We start from the raw sequence: 18,778 nt of genomic DNA, 5'->3' as shown, positions 1-18,778 counted from the left end.
TTAGATCTCCACGTCGTAGTTGTTCTTGATGTACGATTCGAGTCGGTCGACGCTGTCGAACTCGCCGCCGGACGCCTTGTTGTACAGCGTGCGGTACTGCGTCGGCGTCAGCGGTCCGTCGTCCCGAAGCTCCTTCAGGCGACGGCGCTGGGCGCGGATTCGACTGACCCACTCGTCTTTCTTGTTCTTCCGGCCGCCGGCCTTCCCTTTGCGGGAGCCGGGGCCTTTGCGGTGGCCGTAGGCGCGCTTTTCCGCGCGCTCGCGGGCACGACCCTTGGAGTTGCTCTTCGCGTCTTCGACGCGAATCGTGCCTTGATCGACGAGTTCGCGGATGTCCTCGCGCGTGATGGCCTCTGCAATCTCTGCCTGTTCCTCGGGGTCGAACCAGATGCGGCTCTTGCCGACGTCCAAGACGTCGGAAGCCATCCGGCGCTGTGCCTTCAGATCGGTCATTCCTCACTCACCTCGACTTCGACGTAGGTGGGGTTGAGGACGCGAATCTCGCGGTCCTCGGCCTCCTCCTCGATGCGCTCGCGCTTGCGAGCGCCGACGGCGGAGGCGATGCGGACGGCCTCGGTGGCCGGGTCGACGCCTTCGAGGTCGTCCGTGTTGTGCACGCGGACCTCCTCGAATCCGGAGGGGTGCAGGTTTCGAGCGGCCTTCGGCGAACGGAAGCCCGCTTCGACCTTCGGACCCTTGCCTTTGACGCCGCGGCGCTGCTTCGAGAGGCCGCCGCGCGGGCGCCGCCACGATTCGGGCGTGCGCTTTTTCTTGTGGTAGTCCTGTCGCCGGAAGGCGGGCTTGCCCTCGCGGTGCTTCTGTGCGAGTGCGGCCGCCTTCTCGTCGTCGAGTTCGGGCGTCTTGTCGGCGTGGCCGCGGGGACGGAGTTCCGTCTCGACGTCCTCCTCGGCGTCGGCTTCCTCTTCGCCTTCGTCTTCGACTTCGGCCTCGGTCTCTTCTTGGACTTCGAGTCCGCCGACGTCGGCCTTGATGCGGGCCGCGAGGGCGTTACCGATGCCGTCCACGTCGGCCAGTTCCGACTGGCTCGCCGCCTTCACGTCTTCTATCGTCTCGTAGCCAGCCTCGTTGAGCGCCTCGGCTTTCGAGGGCCCGACGCCGCTGATGTCTTCGAGTTCCTGGATTTCGTCGTCGGACATTTAGGCACCACCCAACTGTGGCTTCTCTGTGATGTAGACACCGTCTTGGAACACGCGCTGGTCTTTGTCCTTGACGCGCGTGAGCTGTTCGATGTCTGCGGCGGTCTGTCCGACGTCCTCCTTGGAGGGGCCGGACAGCGTGATGTCTTCGCCGTCTATCTGTACGTCTGTCGCACCGCGGATCTTCGCGCGCCGCGGCGCTTTCTCGCCGAGGAAGTTCTCGATGACAACCTCGCTTCCGTTCACGTTCACTTGCATCGGGAAGTGGGCGTAGAAGACTTCCATCTTGTACTCCCACCCCTCGGTGACGCCGTGAAGCATGTTGGTCACGTGGCTCTCGAACGTTCCAACCGTGGCGTTCGTCTTCGCGTCCGACTCGTCGGATTCGATGACGACGGAGTCGCCATCGACGCTGACGCTGATGTCGGGATACCAAAGCGTCTTGGTGACGCTGCCGTTCGGTCCCTCCACGGTAAGATCGAGGTTCTTCACCTCGGCCGAGACGTCGTCCGGAATGTCGATTTCGATTCGGTTCATTGGCTCAGTAGACGTAGGCGATTACCTGACCACCGATGCCCTGTTCGCGGGCATCGTAGTGGCTCATGACGCCGTGACTCGTCGTGACGATGAGCGTCCCGTAGTCTCGGGCGGGGAGGAATCGCTTCTCCCATTTCTCGAACTCATCTGCGCCCGCGGAGTAGCGGGGCTTGACGGCGCCACATTCGTTGATTGCGCCTTTCAGTTCGACCTCGAACGTACCGGCTTTGCCGTCGTCGACGAACTCGAAGCCGTCGACGTACCCGCGGTCGTAGAAGACCTCGAGCACGGAGCCGATTACGTTAGAGGCGGGCTGTACCGTGTGGGACAGATGCCCGACGCTCTCGGCGTTGTTCACGCCTGCGAGAGCGTTAGCGAGTGGGTCGTTTCCTGCCATAGTCTATCGGTACTTCTTGAATCCCATGCTGCGAGCGACCTCGCGGAAGCACTGGCGACAGAGGAAGATGTCGTATTTGCCGACGAGGCCCTGCTTGCGGCCGCAGCGGCGACATTCCTTCTCTTGGCCAGTACGCCGCGCGGCGTGCTCGCCCGTCTGTTCTGTTTCGCTTTCGCTCATTCTGTGACCTCCACGTCGAAGTTGGATTCGACGAACGCGACGGCGTCGTCGACCGTCATGCGGTGTGCGTTCGGAATCGAGCGCGTGACCTTGTCACGCTTCTTCACTCGGTATCCGGGGCGGACGAGGTTGACCGTCACGTCCAGCCCGTAGATACCGATCTGCGGGTCGTACTCCTGGGAGGGGAACTCGGTGTGTTCTTCGACACCGAAGCTGAAGTTCCCCGTCTCGTCGAACATCCTCCGTCGGAGGTTCGCGAGAGGGAGTGCGGTCTCGAGGAACTCGACTGCCGTCTCGTCGCGGAGGGTGACCTTCGTACCGATGGGGTCGCCCCGACGAGCGCCGAACGGCGTCGCGTCGCTCGATGCGAGCGTCTGCACGGACTGTTGGCCCGTGATGTCCTCGAGGATGTCTTCCGCGTTCGCGAGTTCGCGACCGCCTTCGCCGACGCCCATGTGGACGACGACCTTCTCGATCTGCGGTTCGCGCATCTCGTGGAACTCTGCGGATTCGCTCATTCCTCATCACCCGTGAAGTTCTCGTCGATGACGACGACGTACTGTTCGACGGTCTCGAACGCTCCGTCCTCGGTCTCGACGGCCACGGCGTTGTCTCCGCTGCCGGGCGTGACGATGATCTCCGAGACGGTGCCGACTTCCCCCGAGTGGGTGCCGTCGACGGCCGTCACGAGTGCGCCTTCCTCGTAGGGGAAGTGAGCGACGATCTCTTTGGTCTCGTTGTCGACGACGAGAGAGTCGCCGGTGTGGTAGTCGGCTGCCTCGTCGTCGCCTTCGAGACGGATGTTCGCGCCGTCGTGGAGCGTCAACTGCGTCGCGCCGCCCGAGACGTTCTGCTTGCGAACGATCTTGCCGAGACGGCTGTCGGCCGAGTCGGCGTCGATGGGGGTGAGCGCGAGGCGTCCGCCCTGCTCGGGGAAGACGCGGAAGTGCTCTCCTCTCTGGGCGAACGAGACGATGTCGAACATCCCGACGGGACGTTGTTCGTCGCTGACCGTGTCGCCGTTGATGAGGACGCTGCCCTCGTTGAGCGCGTAGCGCGCTTCCTTTTTCGAGTCCACGTAGCCGAGCACGTCGCGCAGCAGAATGAGCAGGGGGACCCCCGACTCACCGTGCGGTCCGGCACCGGCTTTGACCGTGAACGTGTTCTCTTTCCGCTCGATCGGCCACGAGTTCGGGGCCGACAGTCGTTTCTGGTGTCGCGTCATTCGTTATCCTCTCCTTCTTCGAGACGCGCCTCGCGGAGTTCGTCTTCGAGGTCCAGTTCGACGACGCGAAGGTTGCTCGAATCGAGCGGGCGAGGCGTTTCCTCGCCGTCGGCCTTCGCGACGGTCACGTCTTCGACGTGAACGACCGCGTCTTTGAGGTCGACGGAGACGACTTCGGCTTCCGTTCCGGCGTGGTCGCCGCGGAGCACTTCCACCGTGTCGCCGACGTTGACGCGGACGCTTCGCTGTCCGTACTCGTCTCTGAGGTCGCCGGACAGCGTCGCGCGGACCTGCTTTTGCCGTTCGTGCAGAGGCGCGTTCTGCGTCTGTTTTCGCTGTTTGTTTGGTTGTGTCGTCATTGTCTATACGATCATCGTCGCTGTGGACGCGATGCTTCCGAAGCGCTCGGCAACTTCGCGCGCGATGGGGCCTTTGATCTCGGTCCCGCGAGGCTCCTCCATCTCGTCGATGATGACGGCGGCGTTGTCCTCGAACTTCACGCGCGTGCCGTCGGGCCGGCGGATGGATTTCCGCTGGCGAATGATGACGGCTTCGAGCACTTGGCGACGCATCTCCGGCGTCCCCTTGGTCACCGAGACGGTGACCTTGTTACCGATGCCCGCTTTGGGCTGTCGATTCTTCGTTCCCGAGTAGCCGGCCACGCTTATGACCTTCAGTTCGCGCGCGCCGGTGTTGTCGGCGCAGTTGATGAGCGAACCTCGGCCGACGCCCTTCGTGACGTCTGCCTTCAGTGCTTCCATCAGTCGTCACCTCCGACGACTTCGACCACGACGTGAGCCTTGGTCTTCGAAAGCGGTCGGGTTTCTGCGATGCGCACCGTGTCGCCCTCCGCAAGGTCCACGCACGGCGGTGCGTGGGCGGGGATGCGACTACGCCGCTTCATGTAGCGGTCGTACTTGGGGACGCGAACGTCGTATTCGCGTTCCACAACGACGGTTTTCTCCATATCTGTGGAGGCGACCGTACCCTCGAGCGTCTGTCCTCGCACGGAAAGCGTCCCGTGGAACGGACAGTTCTCGTCGGAGCAAGCCTCCTCCGGTTCTTCTACGTTCAGTCCTATCGCCATGTTGAGTCACCTGCCTTCTCTGTTCGCAAGGCGGGTCGTGAGAGCAGACGTGCGCCATCCACCGTAACGTAGGCCGCGCCCTGGCAACCGTCAGACTGACCGGCGAATGAGCCGGCAGTTTCCGAGGGAAGTTTGGACGCGGTCCCCGACGCCTTCTCGACGTCGGCGGCTTCATCTGTATGCACGGACCCCGTATCGGGGTCTGTCGACGGAATCTCGAACCGCAGAGTCGTTCCCTGCTTCGGCACTTGACTGACCCGACTCCCCGTATCGACGTGCAGCGTACGCATCGTCTCGACGACGATACGCCCCGCTATCCCGACCAAGTCGGGGTTCGCGGCGTCCACGACCTCCACGCGGAGGCCGTTGAGTTCGTGTCGCGTGAGGGTTTCGGGTGTCAGTGCCATCGTTCGATATTCCTCGTCGGAGTCGCCAGACGCAGGCGGCCCGACTAGTTTTCTTCGTCGAAGTCGCCTTCTTCGCGCTGAATCGTCTTGATGCGCGCGATAGTCGACTTCAGTTCGCTGACGCGACCGGGGTTCTCCGGCGCGCCGCCGGCCGCCTGCACGGCCTTCGTGTTCAGCAGTTCGGTTTCGAGGTCCTCGACTTCCGCCTCCCGTTCGGCGGGAGTCATGTCTCGGATCTCTTCAGGGTAGAGTATCGCCATGGATTACTCCTCCGTTTCCTCTTCGTCGGCGTCGGCGTCGCCCTCGTCTGCCTCTTCCATCTCGGCAACGAGGTTCTCGGCCTCTTCTTCGACGTCTTCGTCGAGTTCGTCGAGTTCCTCCTCGTCGGGTTCGTCGACCTCGACTTCCTCCTCGCCTTCGGTGGCGGGAGCCTCGTCGGTGGCTTCGACGACTTCCTCGACGATCTCCTCGTCGATGACCTCCGATGGGTCCTCGTCGGGAACCTCGACGTCTTCCTGTTCGACATCGGGGACTTCCTCGGGTTCGTCTTCGAGGAGGTCCTCGACGCCTTCGGTCTCTGCGGCCTGCTCGACGGGTTCGACCTCGGCCTCGTCGTCGATCTCGAAGTCGTCGGGCAGTTTGGCTCCCGGCGGGATGATCTTCACGTTCACGCCGATGGTGCCGAGTTTCATCACGGCGACGCCCTGACCCTCGTCGACGATGGTCTGGGCGGGTTCGCCGTTGTGCTTGATGTAGCCGCGGTTGAACTTCTCGACGCGCGAGCGTGCGCCCGTGACCTTCCCCGCGAGGACGATTTCGGCGCCGAGTGCGCCGGCGTCCATGATGCGGTCGATGGTCGTGTGACCCGCCTTACGGAAGTACCAACCGCGTTCGAGCGCGTTGGCGAGGCGGTCGGCGACGATTCGCGCGTTGAGGTCGGGTTCGTCGACCTCTTGGACGTCGATCTGGGGGTCGTCGAGGTTGAATCGGTTCTCGAGCGCTTTGGTCACCTTGCGGATGTTCTTTCCGCCCTTACCGATGACCATACCCGGCTTCTCGGCTTTGAGGACTATCTGCGTCCCCATCGGGGTCTTTGCGACCTCCATGCCGCCGTAGCCGGCGCGGCCGAGTTCGTCCGCGAAGAACTCGTCTATCTGCGAGCGCTGAAGTCCGTCTTCGATGAACTGGTGTTCGTCAGCCATTATTCTTCGACCTCCTCGACGATGAGTTCGACGTCACAGAGCGTGGTGTTGAACGGGTCCGCACGGCCGAACGCGCGGGGCTTTCGGCCCTGCTGTTCGCCCACTTTGTGTGCCGCGACGTGCATGATCTCCATCGAACGCCCGTCGAACCCCTGTTCGTCGGCGTTCGAGGCGACGTTCTGAAGGAGTTCGAGAAACGCCTTCGATGCCTTCTCGGGGTAGCGCCCGGCGTCCCAGCCCTCGATGTCGGAGCGGTGTCCGACACCGGTGTTGTGCTGTTTGAACGGGACGGAGCGGTCGCCGTCGATGACGGCCTCGAGGTACTCCTCGGCCTCCTCGACGGTCATGCCCTTGATGGCACGCGAGATGGCCTTACTGTGCTTGAGGCTTACGGGCCGGTCGCGGAGCATCCCCTTGGAGGTGGTGTCCGCGTCGGCCTCGACGCTGTAGTTGATTCCCATGGGTTATTTGAGCGGTACGAACTTCGAGGACCGGGTCGCGCCGATACCGGCCTGCCCGTGTTCGACCGAGTTACGAGTCAGCTGGAACTCGCCCAGATAGTGCCCGATCATCTCGGGTTCGATGCGGACGCGCTCGAACGACTGCCCGTTGTAGACCGCGAACGTCTTGTCGACGAACGACGGCAGGATGGGCATGTCGCGGAGGTGCGTCCGGAGGGGCGAGTCGGCCGTCTCCTGTGCGTCCGCTTCGCGAGCTTCTGCACGGAGCTTCTCGTGTTGGGTCGAGAGCCCTCGCTTGATGGTTCGCCGCGTGCGTGCGGGCAGCAGTTCCACTACCTCTTCGAGCTCCATCTCCTGCAGCTCGTCGAGCGTGTAGCCGCGGTAGGTGAACTCCTCACCTTCACGGCCGGTACGGTATTCCGAACTCATGGTTTAGTTGCCTCCTTTGCCGCCGCGACCGGTGCGCTTGGAGGCGATGTCGCCGACCTTGCGTCCGGGCGGTGCGTTGCGCGAGACGGACTTCGGGCGGCCGGGGTGCTGGCGGCCACCGCCACCGAACGGGTGGTCGACCGCGTTCATGGCGACGCCGCGAACCCGCGGCCACTTGATGCCTCGCGCCTTCATCTTGTGGTGTTTGTTTCCTGCTTTGACGAACGGCTTTTCGGTGCGGCCACCGCCGGCGACGACGCCGATGGTAGCGCGGCACTCGGGGTTCAGCCGCTTGACCTCGCCCGAGGGCAGCTTGACGACCGCGACGCGGCGGTCGTGGGTCAGAAGCTGCGCGCTCGTGCCCGAGGCGCGGGCGAACTTCCCGCCGTCTCCGACTTGGCTCTCGACGTTACAGACCGGGACTCCTTCCGGAATCTCGGCCAACGGGAGCGTGTTGCCGGGTTTGATCTCCGCGGAGACGCCGACTTGGATCGTGTCGCCGACCGCGACGCCCTCGGGTGCGAGGACGAGACGCTGGTCGCCGTCGTCGAACTCGACCGCCGCGACGGGTGCGCTGCGTGCGGGGTCGTGTTCGATGTCGACGATCTCGCCGGAGATCGTATCTTCCTGTTCGGACTTCTTGTGCGACAGTTCGGCCTTGTAGCGGTGCGACGGCGCCCGGAACGTGGGCGTGCCGCGTCCGCGACGTTGGCCCTGAATTCGTCGTCCCATTGTTAGAACACCCCAATTCGAGAGGCGACTTCCTGCGCGTCGTCGTCCTCGCTCAGACGGACGGTTGCCTTCTTCGTGCCCTTCGGGGTCACCTGCGTGTTGACCTTCTCGATGGACACCTCGTAGCGCGATTCGATCTCTTCGACGATGTCGGGCTTGGCCGCGTCGAGATCGACGATGAACTGGAGCTTGTTGTCGAAGTCCATCTCGTTCATCGCCTTCTCGGTGACGAGGGGGTGACGGATGATGCTCATCGGTCGGCCACCTCCTCGAGGGCGCTCTCGGTAAAGACCGTCAGGCGACCGGCGTGCGTGCCGGGCGCGAGGTCCTCCGCGTCGACCCCGGAGGCCGTCGCGACGTCCACGCCTGCGAGGTTACGCGCCGCCTTCGACGGTTCCTCGCTCGTGACGAACAGGATAGACTTCGGGCGCGTGTACTTGCGACCGCGGGCCTTCCCCTGTCCGGCCTTGATCTTCTTGTTGTCCTCGGAGTGTTCGACGTCCGCGTAGACGCCGACGGATTCGAGGAAGGAGACGACCTCCTTCGTCTTCACGAGGTCCTCGAACTCGTCGGAAACGACGAGGGGGAGTTCGACGCCGTCGTCGAACCGGTGTCCTCGCTCTGCGACGAGTTCGGGGTCCGCCGTGGCGGCGAGTGCCGACCGGACGGCGAGTTTGCGCTCTTTCTTGTTGATGTCCTTCCCCTGCTCTTTCTCGGCCTTCGGCGGGTGCGCCTTGCGGCCGGAGACTGCGTGCGGGACGCGTCGGGCGACGCCGTTCTGGCGCGGGTCGTGGGACATGCCGCGACCGCTACCCATGGACTCTGCGGGAGTCCGCATCCCGGCGTAGGGGTCGGAGCCGTACGCCTGCTTTCGGTTGGCCTGCGCGGCGAGGACTGCACGCTTGATGAGGTCCGGACGGTAGTGCGTCTCGAAGACCTCGGGCAGGTCGAGCGTGCCCGCCTCTTCGCCGTTCAGGTCGCGAATTGTTGCCTTCATTGGTTATCCCTGGTTCGATGCCGTAGAGACGTAGCGCACCTCGGGGTCGAGGCGCGGTTGGTCGTTCGGTCGGACGGCCGGGCGGAAGCGCAGGAGGCGCTTGTTCGGGCCCGGCAGCGAACCCTTCACGAGCGCGTACGAGCCGTCGATTTCGCCGTAGTTGACGAAACCGCCGTCTACGGACGCCTCGTCGCCCTCACCGATGTCGATGAGGCGCTTGTTGAGTTCCGTCCGCTGGTGGTAGCCGGTCTGTCCCTGCTGGGGGACCGTCGAGCGAACACGCGAGGGGTTCCACGGACCGAGGTTACCGATTCGGCGCCGCCATCCCTGACGTGCGTGTTTGCCCTTCCGCTTTTGGACGCCCCACCGCTTGACGGGGCCTTGGGTACCTTTCCCCTTCGTGACGCCCGCGACGTCGAGATACTCGCCTGCGCGGAACACGTCGGACATCGCGTGCTCGCCGCCCTCTTCGAGGAGGTCGAGACCGAAGTCCAGCCGTTCCTGCAGGGAGCCACCGCCGATGCGGTTCTCCATGACGTCGGGCTTCTTCTTGGGGATGTTCTTCATTGAACCGGGGACCGTGTGAGCGATGAGACGCAGGTCGTCGACTTCGCCCTCGTCGAAGAGAGAGCGGAGTTCCTCTGCGTCGTCCTCGAAGCTGTCCTCGTTCGGGAGGTCGAGGACGCGGTCGAGTTCGTCGTCGAACTCGGACGCCCAGACTTCGGTCACCGGTTGCGTTCCGTACGCCGTCTGCTTGTAGGCTCGAAGGGCCACCGCGCGCATGGGTGGGGTCTCGACGACGGTCACCGGAACAGCCTCCTCCATCCCTTCGCGGGGGGAGTCGGACTGGTCGTTGACCATCATCACTTGGGTCATTCCAGCTTTGTAGCCGGCGAAGCCCTGGAGACCCGGCGACCCGTCGTCGTCGGGCCACGAGCGGATGCGCGGGATTTCGGAATCCACACGCTTGCGCGGGCTGTAGCCCATCGAACCCTTTCGTGGTCTGCTTGGTTGTGGCATGTTTTCACTCCGTGAGAGTCAGGGGGGAGAGGGACGCGAACATCGCTTCTTCGGTTCGCACCACCTCGCTGCCCTGTCGCGGAATCGTATTGAGCCAGAGGTCGAACCCCGGACCGTCGGAGGGTTCGACTGACACCTCCTCGGCGTCGATGCCGAGGATTTCCGGAAGCCCTCGCCCGGGCGACCCGAAGACGACGGTCGCTCCCGCCCGCTCGATGCGGGGCGAGAGGTCCGCCAGTCTTCCGACCGTCAACGGTTCCCCGAAGCGCGACGTCGCGATGGCGACACCTGCGTCGGGGCGGTCGAGCGCTTCTTCGAGGCCCGCGCGGGACACGTCGAAACCCGGGAGGGGTTCGTCGACGATCCGCGCACGGACCGGTTCTCGCGAAGAGATCCTGATGGCGACGCGCTCCCCCTCTCGCACCTCCATATCCGATGGGGTGTAGAGGGAGACCGGGTGTTGCATTCCGCAATTGACCCGAACGCGACCGTCAGGTCCGACCTCGGTCACGATTCCCTGTTGTAACGACCCCGAATCGTCTGATTCGGAGCCGGTCGTAGACGGGACGCGCAGGGGTGGTAAGACACCGACGTACTCCAGTTCCTCGCGCCGCCCCCACACCTCCTTTCGGAGGTACGGCGGCGTGGCGGCGTACCGAAGCACGGTTTCGACGAACCCGCCTCCCCAGCGCCGTTCGCCTTCCCCGTCGGGGAAGACGACGAGCCGGTCTGCCCGGAACACCGTCGCCGCGCGGGCGACGTAGCCGATTTTGCGAGTTGCCTCGCGTTTGTCTTCGGCTTCCCGGACGAGGGAGGACGGCACGAGTACGCTGAGTGTCATACCGGGCCCTTCATCGTCACGTCTAGACTGTACTCCCACTACCTGAAGCGTGATTAAAAGCCTAGCGACTCGCGCTTCGGGCTGTGAGGGCTTCACACCCCCGTCGCCGGGACTTTCGTGTGTGGATGAACCACGGGACGAACACCCACGTTATCGGCCGATTTTCGCCCCGATTCGCAAGTCTTATTTATGAACCCGGCATTACCGATTAATGCAGACGCAGACCACACACGCGCTGGTAGTGTAGTGGTATCACGTGACCTTGCCATGGTCACAACCTGGGTTCAAATCCCAGCCAGCGCACTTCTCTCGAACCAACACCGTCGAGCGATAGGTACGGTCCCGTCTCGACTCACGTTCGTTACACCGCGTTCCCGGCCCCGAACACCACCTCGCCGTCGGCGTAAAACCGGCCGAACGCTCGGTCGCCGAGTTCGAGTCCCCGAAGCGTCTCGGCTTTCGGGTGGTCTCCCAGAGAGTAGGCGAACCGGCGACTGAAGGGCCACGCGCCCATCTCTCCCGACAGGTCGCCCCGAGTTCCGAGGAGTGAGCCGTCCATCTCCGTGTAGGCGGTTATCGTCTCCTCTCGCGTCACGGTCGGCGGTTTCTCCACCGCCATCGTGACGACTCGTTCGCCGTCCGCCGTAACCGTCGTGCGCCGGTGTCCGTCTTCCTCCGTTATCTCTACCTCGGCGACCACCTTCGGGTAGCCCCATATCTCGTCGCCGAAGGCGCGGGCCGGTTCGGTCGTGACCGGCATGTACCAGACGTATCCCTCGATTCCCGTCGGCACGGAGAGAGACGCGACGCCGGTGCGGGAGTCGGGCCTCGCGGCGAGGATGACGGCGAACTCGTCGTACGGGTCGAGAGCGCCGCGGCCGATGTCGTGGTATTCGACGCTCAGAAACCCGACCGCGCCGGTGCCGAACCCCGCACGCACCGGGGAGAGTCCGGGCGGCAGGAGGTCCGCGACCCGCGTCCGGGACGCCGGGAGGACGACGCCGGACATCGTCGCACGCGTGTACGCGGGGAGTTCGACCGTCTGTCCCGTCGAGAGAGTCACCTCGTCGCCGTTCTCGAATGGGGGCGCGTCGCGTTTCATCGTAGTCACCGTTCGGGCGTGACCGCCGTGTGCGCTTCGGTCTCACGACCGCGCGGGCGTCGTCGTGCGTGCGCGCGGAACAAACAAATGTCTGGGTCGAATCCGTCGGCGACCGCTACTCCGCCCGCGGGAGTTCGACGCTGAACACGCTTCCGTCGGGCCCGGTTTCGGTGAGTTCGACGCTCCCCTCGTAGCGTTCCGCCAACCGCCCGATGATGGTCAGACCGATTCCGTGGTCTCGGCCGCCCGTCGTCGTGTCGAAGAGTCCGTCGCGTTCCGCCTCCGGGATGCCGGGGCCGTTGTCCGCGACGCGGACGACTACCGTCTCCTCCGTCGTCGATACCGTCACGGAAACGCGCGGCGTCGGAGCGTCGTTGTGCTCTACGGCGTTCGAAAGCAGGTTCGAGAATATCCGTCGAAGTAGGTCGTCCGCGCGAACGTACGTCTCCTCGGCCTCGGGAACGGTCACGTCGGTCTCGACGCCCTCGTAGCGGTCGGTTATCTTGACGAGTTCGTCGTTCAGCACCTCGCTGAGATTCGTCCGATGCAGGATCGGTTCCTCTTCGACGGTCCGAAGCAGTATCCGCACGTCCTTCGTGACTCTCGTGAGGTCCGTGGTCTGCCGACCGATGATGCCCGCGTACTTCCTCGTCGGCGTTCCCTCCTCGGAGGTGTCTTCGAGCAGTTCCGCGTACCCCTCGATGACGTTCGCGGTGTTCAAAACCTCGTGGCGAAGCAACGCGTTGAGGTAGTCGAGCAGTTCTCGTCGGTGTTCGAGTTCCTCGGCACGGACGGCGGACCGTTGGGCGACCGCCTCTCGGTGAATCGCCTTCGCCTCGTAGAACCCGATGAGAAACCCGGTACCGCCGCCGAGACTGGCGGCCCACCGCAACCATCCGACCATCTCGAACGGGGTGGCCGGGGGAATCGCGAGCATCATGCCGACGTTGACGGCGACGAAGACGACGGTTCCGCCGAGACACCACTTCAGAACTCGGTCCTGTCGCTCGGGCGAAAACGGGCGTCGAGAGAGTTCGTACCCGCCGACGAGCAATCCGAGGGCGGCCGGTATCCCCGTCGCGAGTCCGATGACGAACTCGGGAGACATCGGGTACGGCCCGAGAGAGACGACGAGGATTTCGATACTGATAACGGCGGCGAATATAAGGCCGAAAAGCATCACGAGCACGGGTTCCCGAGGCCTCTCCATTATCCGGCCTGATAAATATCGAACATATACATAATACTACCTATACGGTGGCTGGTATATACGTGCTCAGCGGTCGTCCGACCGCCCGGTCGTCTCCGAGAGCGCAGAAGCGACCCGAGGCGCGCGACTCACTCCTTTTCGATACCGAGTCCCAGCGTGTCCGCCGTCTCCACGCGCGCGAGTCCGTCTCTCGAACAGAGCGTCGAGACGTTCTCTTCGGGAAGTGTCACGAGAAACGACCCGAAACGGAGTTCGTCCTCTATCGACCCTCCCACGTCTTCGAGCGTCGATTCCATCGCGGCACGGTTCGCCCCCGCGTCGCCGTCGGGTTCGACGACGAGCGACGCCGTCTCGTCGGGCATCGGGTCGTCGCACATTCGTCGAACGGGGTGAGAGAGGTACATACGCCGGGGAGACGGACGCGAACGCTAAAAAGAGGGCGCTCGCCGCCGACGCCCGACTCGCGGGTCGGCCCGAAACGGTCGGGGCGAACCTGCGCGCGCGACGCTTCGACTGTTCGATTAGCGGACGTCCGTTCTGCCGTCGATTTCTGCGGTGGCGCGGCGAGGCGACACCTCGGCGGTGGGGCGGGCGGGTGCGGGTCGAGAGCGTTCGCTTGCGGCCGTCTCGGGCCCCACGTCGACGTCGGGGCGCGGGTCGACGACGGCGCGCGGGCGCCGTCGCGGGACGGTGCGGTGGAGAGACGATGTGGAGGTCATAGGGGATATACGAGCCCGCAGAGCATAAAGTCAGCGTACGGTTTAATTCCTCGATGGGTGAGTGTACGAGTTACGCTACTCTCCGCGGGGGCGCACGCTCAAGGTCCGGCCGCGCGTACGTCGGCGCATGACAGTTGTCGCCATGTTGAGCGTCGCACCGGTCGTCGAGGGGAGCATGTCCGACCAAGTAGCGAAGGCGGTCGCCGCCTTAGACGAGTTCGACGTCTCCTACGAGACGAACCCGATGGGGACGGTGATAGAGGCGGACGACGTGGGTACTCTCTTCGACGCCGTCGAGGCGGCCCACGAGGCGGTGGACGCCGACAGAGTCAGCACGGTTCTGAAGATAGACGACAAACGCGCCTCCGACGCGAGCGCCGCCGACAAAGTCGCGGCGGTAGAGGAGCATCTCGGCCGCCCCGCAAAGCGGGAGAGAGACGAGTAACCGTCGCTCTCGGTTCCCGTCCGTCGCCGAACTACCAACTCCTTTAGGACGTGACGACGAACCACCGCCCATGGAATCTATCAATCGGATGGCCGTCGAACTAGTCGACGAGGCCATCGACTTCGCCGACGAACTCCGCGTCGTCCCCTACGAGTTGGACTCGGGGGCGACGGTGCTCGACTTCGGCGTGGACGCGGAGGGCGGCGTCGAGGCGGGACTCCTCCTCGCGGAGATACAGACGGCGGGTCTCGCGACGGTGCAGACCCGGATGGACGAGGTGGCGGGCGCGCCGATACCCCACGTCGAACTCCAGACCGACCACCCCGCAGTCGCGGTGCTCTGCTCGCAGAAGGCCGGATGGGAACTCACCTTCGAGGACCCCGAGTTCGACGGACTCGGCTCCGGCCCCGCCCGCGCCCTCGTCGGCGAGGAAGACGAGTTCCAGGCGGTCGGCTACTACGACGAGTTCGACCTGACCGTGTTGGCGGTCGAAGCCATCGACCTGCCGGACGACAACGTCGCAGAGCACGTCGCCGAGACGGCGGGCGTCGAACCCAGCGGCGTCTTCTTGCCGACGTTCGCCTCCGGGTCCACCGTCGGAAGCGTCACCACCGCGGCCCGCGCCGCCGAACTCGCCGTCTTCCGCCTCTTCGAGTTGGGGTACGACCCGCGGGACATCCTCTCGGCGTTCGGGTCGGCACCGCTCGCGCCCGTCAGTTACGACGAGGGCGTCGCGATGGGCCGGACGAACGACGCACTCGCGTACGGCGGCGAAGTCCACCTCACCGTCGCCGAGGAGTTCGATGAGTTCGACCGGGTGCCTTCCACCGCACGCGAGGAGTACGGCAAGCCGTTCGAGCAGATATTCGACGACGCGGGGTGGGACTTCTACGACGTTCCCGCCGAGGTGTTCGCACCCGCGAAGGTGACCATCGACGTGGTGAACGGGCCGACGCACGTGTTCGGCGAGACGGACGAGGAACTCCTCGCGGAGTCGTTCGACCTGCGGACGTAGGCCCGTGAGGTTCAAACTCGTCCCCGCTCCCCCGGCGTCTCTGGACGGGGTGCCCGACGCGCAACGCGCCGTCCCTCTCGTTCCCGGGTCCGAAGACGACTGCTGTGCGCGCTTGATGCGCCGCCTCGACTTCCGGAGTCGGGACGTCGCTCGGACGTGGCTCACTTTCCTGCGCGCTCTCGAACTCGCGGCGAAAACCGAGTCGGGGAGTTTCGTCCGGCGCCGAACCGACCCGACGCCCGCCCACCTCCGCCGGGCGTTCCGCGAGCGAATCTTCGGGGCGCAGGAGGTGCTCTCGATGCTCTCTGCGGACCCGACGACCGCAGACGAGGCGTTCGAGGCGTTCGAGGACCGGGTTCCGACGTGGGAACACCACAAGAACCCCGACGAGTGGCGGGTGATATGGCGCGACCGAACCGAGACGGTACTCGAGTGGTTCGTCCTGTTGGGCGCGGCCGAAAAGCGAGACGGCGGGTACGTGCTGGCGGAGTCAGTAACCCACGACTGAAGTCGTGGGCTTGTCAGTGGACTCGCCTTCTGCCGTCGTAACGACGGAGGCGTGGAAATCGCCGTTCAGGTTCAGCGTCCCTGACGGTAGCGCACACTGACAGGGTGCGCCTCCACCCGAAGACTTCTGCCCCGAGTGGAGTCTCTTGAGAATTTGCGAGCGATGTTCTTGCTCGCGTTGTAATCCGCGTTCAGTTCGTACTCGCACTTCTGACACACGAACCGGTGCTTCGACCGCCTATTTTCTCGTGGGTAAACCCACACGACGAACACCGCTGAGACGTATCTGCGGGACTCACCTGCTCGACCTCGATATCGAACATCTCAGCCTTGTACTCGACGTACTGGCAGAGGCGTCGGAACGCCCATGCGTGGAATCGCTTCGCACCAGCCATCCGCGTGCGAATATCGGTCAGATTCTCGAACGCGATATGCGTACACTCGTGGTTGCGGGCTTCTTCGAGAATCCGGTTCGAGGCTCGGTGTAGTTCGTCCTGCATCCAACGGTGTTCGCGGTCTTTCATCGACTGATTATACCACTGGCATGCGGGAGTCGGCCTACTATCGTTCGTGGTTTGGTTCGGGGCTTGTTGGATTCTTTCTACGGCTACAGCCGTGGGCTTCCTCCTTGCATCTCTGTGAGAGAGACCGGAAGTTCGCGTACCGGCCGGTGCGGGCGGAGTCGGATTCTCGCGCCGCAAAAATAGTTCCGTCGGGAACCGAACTACTCGACGGGGAAGTAGTCGCCGCGTTCGGGGAGTTCCGTCACGTTGTCCGGGTCGACGTCGTACAGCGATTCGTTGGCGGTCGCCTCCACGACCGAGAGGAGGCCGTCCATCGCCTGTTGGATGCGGTACTCTCGATCGCCGAGCGTTCCCTGACTCAACTCGAAGAGGACGCTTCCGAGTCCCTGCAGTCCGTAGCCGTTGCGGGCGATGCCGCCGTACGTTCCGCCGGGGTACCGCGTGACGTTGGCCTGGTCGTACTCGGAGAGTTCGTCGTATATCGTGTACGCCATCTGCTTCGAGAGGTTCTGCGTGTCATCGGAGACGCCCTCGTTGATGGGCCAAAACACCGAGGCCGTCACGATGTCGCCTCCGCCGGGGTCGTCCGGGTCCGGGGGATACTCGCTCTCGGGTTCCCGGTCTGGGTTCTCCGGGTCGAACTCGAAGTCGTAGTCCACGACGTACTCGCCCTGCCGGTGGAAGTCGATGATCCACTCTGGGTCGCGTTCGTCGACCATATTGAGCATCGCCCGCGATTCGGGCACCGGGTTCTCCGGATACTCGTCGGGGGCGGTCTGGTAGGTCGGACTGTCCTCCCAGTCGGGCCAGTGATACCGGTTGATGTCCCACCCGATGTTCGGTTCGCCGGCGGTGAAGAAGCCGGCGTCGCCGCCGAAGATGTCGTCGCCCGAACCGCGTTCCGGAGCGTCGGTGTCGACGTTGTACCGCTGGCGAGCGACGAACCCGTCCGGGTTCACCCGCGGGACGATGTTGACTGCGACGTGTTTGAGCCACTCTCGACCCTCCTCTTCCTCGTCGAGGAGGTAGTGTGCGGCCGACAGAAGGCCCTCGTCTACGATAATTTCGTCGCCGTGTTGGCTGGCTACCGCCGCCACTTCGGTCGGGTCCTCGGCGTCGGGACTGACGAGTCGAATCGCCCAGAGGGGACGACCCTGGTTCGACTCGCCGATCTGTTCGAGGCTGACCCAATGAGAGTACGTGTCAGCGAGGCTCTCGAGGATGGTCTGCAGTTCGTCGTTGTCCAGAAGGTCGTCGTTCGCGAGGTAATCGAGAGCGATTGTCTGTTCGTCGTAGTCGTCGTCGTTGCTTGTAGCGAGAGCAGGTGCCGAACCGAGCGAACTCAGTCCAACGACCCCGCCGAGCGCTTTAAGCGTTGTCCGTCTGTCAAGTTCCATCTGCAAATTGTAACGCAGCGTACAGTAATATAAAATTTATCCTACATTATCGGAGAATAGATAGTCCATGTTTAATGTTCGAAAACTCCCGGTCGTCGTTGCACCTGACTACGATTAACCGTAGTTTTATGCACCTACAGAGCTAAAGCGCCCGGTCTCACTGAACGAGGGCTGAGAGCGAGAACGTATATATTCGTCAAACTGTCGTATCACGTATAATAAACTGAGTCTGGTAGTTCGCGGTGAAATAACGTCGAAAAGAGACTAGACCGGGGGTCTTTCCCCCGTCGCGTGGCGCCTCCGTCGTGAGGCGCGCCTCGCCCGTCAGCGTCCGTCGGGAATGCGTCGCTCGAAGATGACGAGTTCGTCGCCGAGCGATAGCGACGCCACCTCGTACCCCGCGTGCAGCCAACTCCGTGCGTGGGGGTGAGACTCCTCGCTGTTGGTCCACCACTGCCGCCAGTTCCGCGCGGAGTCTGGGACGGCCGCGCCGAGGACGGCTTCGAGTTCCGCAAAGGAGAGTCGGACCCGGTCGAACTCGTGGCCCGCGAGATAGTCGTACAGCGCTCTGTACTTCCCGCTCGGCGGTGACCCCGTCCCCTCGGCGTTCGCCGGCGTTCTCGCGTCCGCGTCGGCCATCGCGTCGGCGAACGCCTCGTCGCCGCCCTCGCGGTTCCACGCGGCGTCGAACGCCGACAGCAGGTCCCCGCGGATGACGCGGCGAAGCGCCGCGTTCTCCGCTTTCGTCCCCTCGAAATCGGCCGTCGAGTGGAGGTGGACGTGGACGTCCCGCCCCGCCCGGGCGGCGTGGAACACCTCCGTGTTCACCCGGCACGCCCGTCGGTCGCCGCCCTCGAAGCAGTCGGCGGGCGCGACGTCTCCGTAGCCGTCGGTGAACTGCTCTCCGAGGTCGGACGCCTCGCCGACGTACACCGCTTCATCGTCCACCGTGACGAGGTAGACGCCCGGACGCGACGCTCGGTCCGAGCGGAGTTCGAATCGACAGAACGGGCCCCACCCGTCGGGGTGGACCGAACTCTGTTCGTGTGCGCCGTACTCTCGTTGTGGGACGGCGACGGCGACGACGCCGCCGTCGGTTCGGTCGGGGTCGAGGCGACCGACCGTCTCGAACTCGTACCCGCAGACTTCCATACGTCGCCTCTCTGCGGCACGTATAAAAACGTTCA

The 18,778-nt window shown here is 64.2% G+C and carries 29 protein-coding genes, 1 tRNA gene and 1 pseudogene; 4 read left to right on the top strand and 27 right to left on the bottom strand.

Annotated elements, in window-relative coordinates:
• The 20 genes from BM167_RS10430 to BM167_RS10335 are packed head-to-tail and all read right to left on the bottom strand — an operon-like array spanning position 1 to position 10,672.
• Positions 1-453, bottom strand: a complete 453-nt coding sequence (locus tag BM167_RS10430; protein ID WP_092892187.1) for a 50S ribosomal protein L19e — start codon at positions 451-453, stop codon at positions 1-3.
• Complete coding sequence (locus tag BM167_RS10425) at positions 450-1,157, bottom strand: 50S ribosomal protein L32e (RefSeq protein WP_092892185.1); 708 nt, start codon at positions 1,155-1,157, stop codon at positions 450-452. The genes BM167_RS10430 and BM167_RS10425 overlap by 4 nt, the downstream gene beginning before the upstream one ends.
• Positions 1,158-1,694, bottom strand: coding sequence for a 50S ribosomal protein L6 (locus tag BM167_RS10420; RefSeq protein WP_092892183.1), 537 nt, complete (start codon positions 1,692-1,694; stop codon positions 1,158-1,160).
• A 4-nt stretch (positions 1,695-1,698) separates the two neighbouring features.
• On the bottom strand, positions 1,699-2,091 hold the full coding sequence (locus tag BM167_RS10415) for a 30S ribosomal protein S8 (RefSeq protein WP_092892181.1): 393 nt from the start codon (positions 2,089-2,091) through the stop codon (positions 1,699-1,701).
• A gap of 3 nt (positions 2,092-2,094) precedes the next feature.
• Positions 2,095-2,271 (bottom strand): 30S ribosomal protein S14, encoded by a 177-nt coding sequence (locus BM167_RS10410; protein WP_092532646.1) that lies wholly within the window; start codon positions 2,269-2,271, stop codon positions 2,095-2,097.
• Entirely contained in the window at positions 2,268-2,789 is a 522-nt protein-coding gene (locus BM167_RS10405) for a 50S ribosomal protein L5 (protein ID WP_092892179.1), read from the bottom strand. The genes BM167_RS10410 and BM167_RS10405 overlap by 4 nt, the downstream gene beginning before the upstream one ends.
• Positions 2,786-3,496 carry a 30S ribosomal protein S4e gene (locus tag BM167_RS10400; RefSeq protein WP_092892177.1) on the bottom strand — a complete coding sequence of 237 codons (711 nt, stop codon included), beginning with the start codon at positions 3,494-3,496 and terminating at the stop codon, positions 2,786-2,788. The genes BM167_RS10405 and BM167_RS10400 overlap by 4 nt, the downstream gene beginning before the upstream one ends.
• Entirely contained in the window at positions 3,493-3,855 is a 363-nt protein-coding gene (gene rplX / locus BM167_RS10395) for a 50S ribosomal protein L24 (RefSeq protein ID WP_092892175.1), read from the bottom strand. Before rplX ends, BM167_RS10400 begins: the two co-directional genes overlap by 4 nt.
• 3 nt (positions 3,856-3,858) lie before the next feature.
• On the bottom strand, positions 3,859-4,257 hold the full coding sequence (locus BM167_RS10390) for a 50S ribosomal protein L14 (protein ID WP_092532658.1): 399 nt from the start codon (positions 4,255-4,257) through the stop codon (positions 3,859-3,861).
• Positions 4,257-4,583 (bottom strand): 30S ribosomal protein S17, encoded by a 327-nt coding sequence (locus BM167_RS10385; protein ID WP_092892173.1) that lies wholly within the window; start codon positions 4,581-4,583, stop codon positions 4,257-4,259. Before BM167_RS10385 ends, BM167_RS10390 begins: the two co-directional genes overlap by 1 nt.
• Positions 4,574-4,990 (bottom strand): ribonuclease P protein component 1, encoded by a 417-nt coding sequence (locus BM167_RS10380; protein ID WP_092892171.1) that lies wholly within the window; start codon positions 4,988-4,990, stop codon positions 4,574-4,576. Before BM167_RS10380 ends, BM167_RS10385 begins: the two co-directional genes overlap by 10 nt.
• A gap of 44 nt (positions 4,991-5,034) precedes the next feature.
• Positions 5,035-5,250, bottom strand: coding sequence for a 50S ribosomal protein L29 (gene rpmC, locus BM167_RS10375; protein ID WP_092892169.1), 216 nt, complete (start codon positions 5,248-5,250; stop codon positions 5,035-5,037).
• Positions 5,251-5,253: 3 nt separating this feature from the next.
• A complete protein-coding gene (locus BM167_RS10370; RefSeq protein WP_092892167.1) occupies positions 5,254-6,192 on the bottom strand; it encodes a 30S ribosomal protein S3 in 939 nt (312 codons plus the stop codon).
• Positions 6,192-6,653, bottom strand: a complete 462-nt coding sequence (locus tag BM167_RS10365) for a 50S ribosomal protein L22 (protein WP_092892165.1) — start codon at positions 6,651-6,653, stop codon at positions 6,192-6,194. The genes BM167_RS10370 and BM167_RS10365 overlap by 1 nt, the downstream gene beginning before the upstream one ends.
• 3 nt (positions 6,654-6,656) lie before the next feature.
• Positions 6,657-7,082 carry a 30S ribosomal protein S19 gene (locus BM167_RS10360; protein WP_092892164.1) on the bottom strand — a complete coding sequence of 142 codons (426 nt, stop codon included), beginning with the start codon at positions 7,080-7,082 and terminating at the stop codon, positions 6,657-6,659.
• A gap of 3 nt (positions 7,083-7,085) precedes the next feature.
• Positions 7,086-7,814, bottom strand: coding sequence for a 50S ribosomal protein L2 (locus BM167_RS10355; protein WP_092892162.1), 729 nt, complete (start codon positions 7,812-7,814; stop codon positions 7,086-7,088).
• A gap of 2 nt (positions 7,815-7,816) precedes the next feature.
• The gene (locus BM167_RS10350; RefSeq protein WP_092892160.1) at positions 7,817-8,068 is read right to left on the bottom strand and encodes a 50S ribosomal protein L23; all 252 of its coding nucleotides are present in this window, start codon (positions 8,066-8,068) and stop codon (positions 7,817-7,819) included.
• Complete coding sequence (rpl4p, locus tag BM167_RS10345) at positions 8,065-8,811, bottom strand: 50S ribosomal protein L4 (protein ID WP_092892158.1); 747 nt, start codon at positions 8,809-8,811, stop codon at positions 8,065-8,067. The genes BM167_RS10350 and rpl4p overlap by 4 nt, the downstream gene beginning before the upstream one ends.
• 3 nt (positions 8,812-8,814) lie before the next feature.
• Positions 8,815-9,831 (bottom strand): 50S ribosomal protein L3, encoded by a 1,017-nt coding sequence (locus BM167_RS10340; RefSeq protein WP_092892156.1) that lies wholly within the window; start codon positions 9,829-9,831, stop codon positions 8,815-8,817.
• 4 nt (positions 9,832-9,835) lie between these two features.
• A complete protein-coding gene (locus BM167_RS10335) occupies positions 9,836-10,672 on the bottom strand; it encodes a putative RNA uridine N3 methyltransferase (protein ID WP_092892154.1) in 837 nt (278 codons plus the stop codon).
• Positions 10,673-10,904: 232 nt separating this feature from the next.
• Between BM167_RS10335 and BM167_RS10330 the strand changes: the two genes are divergently transcribed.
• Positions 10,905-10,975, top strand: a tRNA-Gly gene (locus BM167_RS10330).
• A gap of 58 nt (positions 10,976-11,033) precedes the next feature.
• On the opposite strand, the gene BM167_RS10325 is transcribed toward BM167_RS10330, so the two are convergent.
• From BM167_RS10325 to BM167_RS10310, 4 genes are all read right to left on the bottom strand, one after another.
• A complete protein-coding gene (locus tag BM167_RS10325) occupies positions 11,034-11,774 on the bottom strand; it encodes an acetoacetate decarboxylase family protein (protein ID WP_092892152.1) in 741 nt (246 codons plus the stop codon).
• A gap of 115 nt (positions 11,775-11,889) precedes the next feature.
• Positions 11,890-12,984, bottom strand: a complete 1,095-nt coding sequence (locus BM167_RS10320) for an ATP-binding protein (protein ID WP_092892150.1) — start codon at positions 12,982-12,984, stop codon at positions 11,890-11,892.
• Positions 12,985-13,112: 128 nt separating this feature from the next.
• Positions 13,113-13,388, bottom strand: coding sequence for a hypothetical protein (locus BM167_RS10315; protein WP_092892148.1), 276 nt, complete (start codon positions 13,386-13,388; stop codon positions 13,113-13,115).
• Between the two features lie 117 nt (positions 13,389-13,505).
• Positions 13,506-13,703 (bottom strand): hypothetical protein, encoded by a 198-nt coding sequence (locus BM167_RS10310; protein WP_092892146.1) that lies wholly within the window; start codon positions 13,701-13,703, stop codon positions 13,506-13,508.
• A 127-nt stretch (positions 13,704-13,830) separates the two neighbouring features.
• Here BM167_RS10310 and BM167_RS10305 point away from each other — a divergent pair, with 127 nt between their 5' ends.
• The 3 genes from BM167_RS10305 to BM167_RS10295 all read left to right on the top strand — a co-directional run bounded on the left by BM167_RS10305 (position 13,831) and on the right by BM167_RS10295 (position 15,671).
• Positions 13,831-14,148, top strand: a complete 318-nt coding sequence (locus tag BM167_RS10305) for an MTH1187 family thiamine-binding protein (protein WP_092892144.1) — start codon at positions 13,831-13,833, stop codon at positions 14,146-14,148.
• A 70-nt stretch (positions 14,149-14,218) separates the two neighbouring features.
• On the top strand, positions 14,219-15,163 hold the full coding sequence (gene mch, locus BM167_RS10300; protein ID WP_092892142.1) for a methenyltetrahydromethanopterin cyclohydrolase: 945 nt from the start codon (positions 14,219-14,221) through the stop codon (positions 15,161-15,163).
• A gap of 4 nt (positions 15,164-15,167) precedes the next feature.
• A complete protein-coding gene (locus BM167_RS10295) occupies positions 15,168-15,671 on the top strand; it encodes a double winged helix-containing putative transcriptional regulator (RefSeq protein WP_092892140.1) in 504 nt (167 codons plus the stop codon).
• Here the strand turns inward: BM167_RS10295 and BM167_RS18785 are convergent.
• From BM167_RS18785 to BM167_RS10275, 3 genes and pseudogenes are all read right to left on the bottom strand, one after another.
• Positions 15,654-16,200, bottom strand: a pseudogene (locus BM167_RS18785) (RNA-guided endonuclease InsQ/TnpB family protein); the annotation flags it as partial. The gene BM167_RS10295 and the pseudogene BM167_RS18785 overlap by 18 nt on opposite strands.
• Before the next feature lie 194 nt (positions 16,201-16,394).
• Entirely contained in the window at positions 16,395-17,591 is a 1,197-nt protein-coding gene (locus BM167_RS10280; protein ID WP_092892136.1) for a M14 family zinc carboxypeptidase, read from the bottom strand.
• 324 nt (positions 17,592-17,915) lie between these two features.
• On the bottom strand, positions 17,916-18,743 hold the full coding sequence (locus BM167_RS10275) for a DUF7662 domain-containing protein (RefSeq protein WP_092892134.1): 828 nt from the start codon (positions 18,741-18,743) through the stop codon (positions 17,916-17,918).
• Positions 18,744-18,778: the final 35 nt, after the last annotated feature.

It is taken from the genome of Halopelagius inordinatus (assembly GCF_900113245.1).
Lineage (GTDB): Archaea > Halobacteriota > Halobacteria > Halobacteriales > Haloferacaceae > Halopelagius > Halopelagius inordinatus.
This window is presented reverse-complemented; position numbering and strand designations above follow the sequence as displayed.

Bases quoted from the DNA above. Each gene is read 5' to 3' on its own strand.
- BM167_RS10360 (WP_092892164.1), bottom strand. From the start codon at position 7,082: ATGAGTTCGGAATACCGTACCGGCCGTGAAGGTGAGGAGTTCACCTAC.
- BM167_RS10415 (WP_092892181.1), bottom strand. From the start codon at position 2,091: ATGGCAGGAAACGACCCACTCGCTAACGCTCTCGCAGGCGTGAACAAC.
- BM167_RS10400 (WP_092892177.1), bottom strand. From the start codon at position 3,496: ATGACGCGACACCAGAAACGACTGTCGGCCCCGAACTCGTGGCCGATC.
- rpl4p (WP_092892158.1), bottom strand. From the start codon at position 8,811: ATGAAGGCAACAATTCGCGACCTGAACGGCGAAGAGGCGGGCACGCTC.
- BM167_RS10410 (WP_092532646.1), bottom strand. From the start codon at position 2,271: ATGAGCGAAAGCGAAACAGAACAGACGGGCGAGCACGCCGCGCGGCGT.
- rpmC (WP_092892169.1), bottom strand. From the start codon at position 5,250: ATGGCGATACTCTACCCTGAAGAGATCCGAGACATGACTCCCGCCGAA.
- BM167_RS10310 (WP_092892146.1), bottom strand. From the start codon at position 13,703: ATGACCTCCACATCGTCTCTCCACCGCACCGTCCCGCGACGGCGCCCG.
- BM167_RS10370 (WP_092892167.1), bottom strand. From the start codon at position 6,192: ATGGCTGACGAACACCAGTTCATCGAAGACGGACTTCAGCGCTCGCAG.
- BM167_RS10405 (WP_092892179.1), bottom strand. From the start codon at position 2,789: ATGAGCGAATCCGCAGAGTTCCACGAGATGCGCGAACCGCAGATCGAG.
- mch (WP_092892142.1), top strand. From the start codon at position 14,219: ATGGAATCTATCAATCGGATGGCCGTCGAACTAGTCGACGAGGCCATC.
- BM167_RS10275 (WP_092892134.1), bottom strand. From the start codon at position 18,743: ATGGAAGTCTGCGGGTACGAGTTCGAGACGGTCGGTCGCCTCGACCCC.
- BM167_RS10340 (WP_092892156.1), bottom strand. From the start codon at position 9,831: ATGCCACAACCAAGCAGACCACGAAAGGGTTCGATGGGCTACAGCCCG.
- BM167_RS10315 (WP_092892148.1), bottom strand. From the start codon at position 13,388: ATGTACCTCTCTCACCCCGTTCGACGAATGTGCGACGACCCGATGCCC.
- BM167_RS10320 (WP_092892150.1), bottom strand. From the start codon at position 12,984: ATGGAGAGGCCTCGGGAACCCGTGCTCGTGATGCTTTTCGGCCTTATA.
- BM167_RS10325 (WP_092892152.1), bottom strand. From the start codon at position 11,774: ATGAAACGCGACGCGCCCCCATTCGAGAACGGCGACGAGGTGACTCTC.
- BM167_RS10390 (WP_092532658.1), bottom strand. From the start codon at position 4,257: ATGGAAGCACTGAAGGCAGACGTCACGAAGGGCGTCGGCCGAGGTTCG.
- BM167_RS10355 (WP_092892162.1), bottom strand. From the start codon at position 7,814: ATGGGACGACGAATTCAGGGCCAACGTCGCGGACGCGGCACGCCCACG.
- BM167_RS10425 (WP_092892185.1), bottom strand. From the start codon at position 1,157: ATGTCCGACGACGAAATCCAGGAACTCGAAGACATCAGCGGCGTCGGG.
- BM167_RS10380 (WP_092892171.1), bottom strand. From the start codon at position 4,990: ATGGCACTGACACCCGAAACCCTCACGCGACACGAACTCAACGGCCTC.
- BM167_RS10305 (WP_092892144.1), top strand. From the start codon at position 13,831: ATGACAGTTGTCGCCATGTTGAGCGTCGCACCGGTCGTCGAGGGGAGC.
- BM167_RS10365 (WP_092892165.1), bottom strand. From the start codon at position 6,653: ATGGGAATCAACTACAGCGTCGAGGCCGACGCGGACACCACCTCCAAG.
- BM167_RS10430 (WP_092892187.1), bottom strand. From the start codon at position 453: ATGACCGATCTGAAGGCACAGCGCCGGATGGCTTCCGACGTCTTGGAC.
- BM167_RS10335 (WP_092892154.1), bottom strand. From the start codon at position 10,672: ATGACACTCAGCGTACTCGTGCCGTCCTCCCTCGTCCGGGAAGCCGAA.
- BM167_RS10420 (WP_092892183.1), bottom strand. From the start codon at position 1,694: ATGAACCGAATCGAAATCGACATTCCGGACGACGTCTCGGCCGAGGTG.
- BM167_RS10280 (WP_092892136.1), bottom strand. From the start codon at position 17,591: ATGGAACTTGACAGACGGACAACGCTTAAAGCGCTCGGCGGGGTCGTT.
- BM167_RS10385 (WP_092892173.1), bottom strand. From the start codon at position 4,583: ATGGCGATAGGACTGAACGTAGAAGAACCGGAGGAGGCTTGCTCCGAC.
- BM167_RS10350 (WP_092892160.1), bottom strand. From the start codon at position 8,068: ATGAGCATCATCCGTCACCCCCTCGTCACCGAGAAGGCGATGAACGAG.
- rplX (WP_092892175.1), bottom strand. From the start codon at position 3,855: ATGACGACACAACCAAACAAACAGCGAAAACAGACGCAGAACGCGCCT.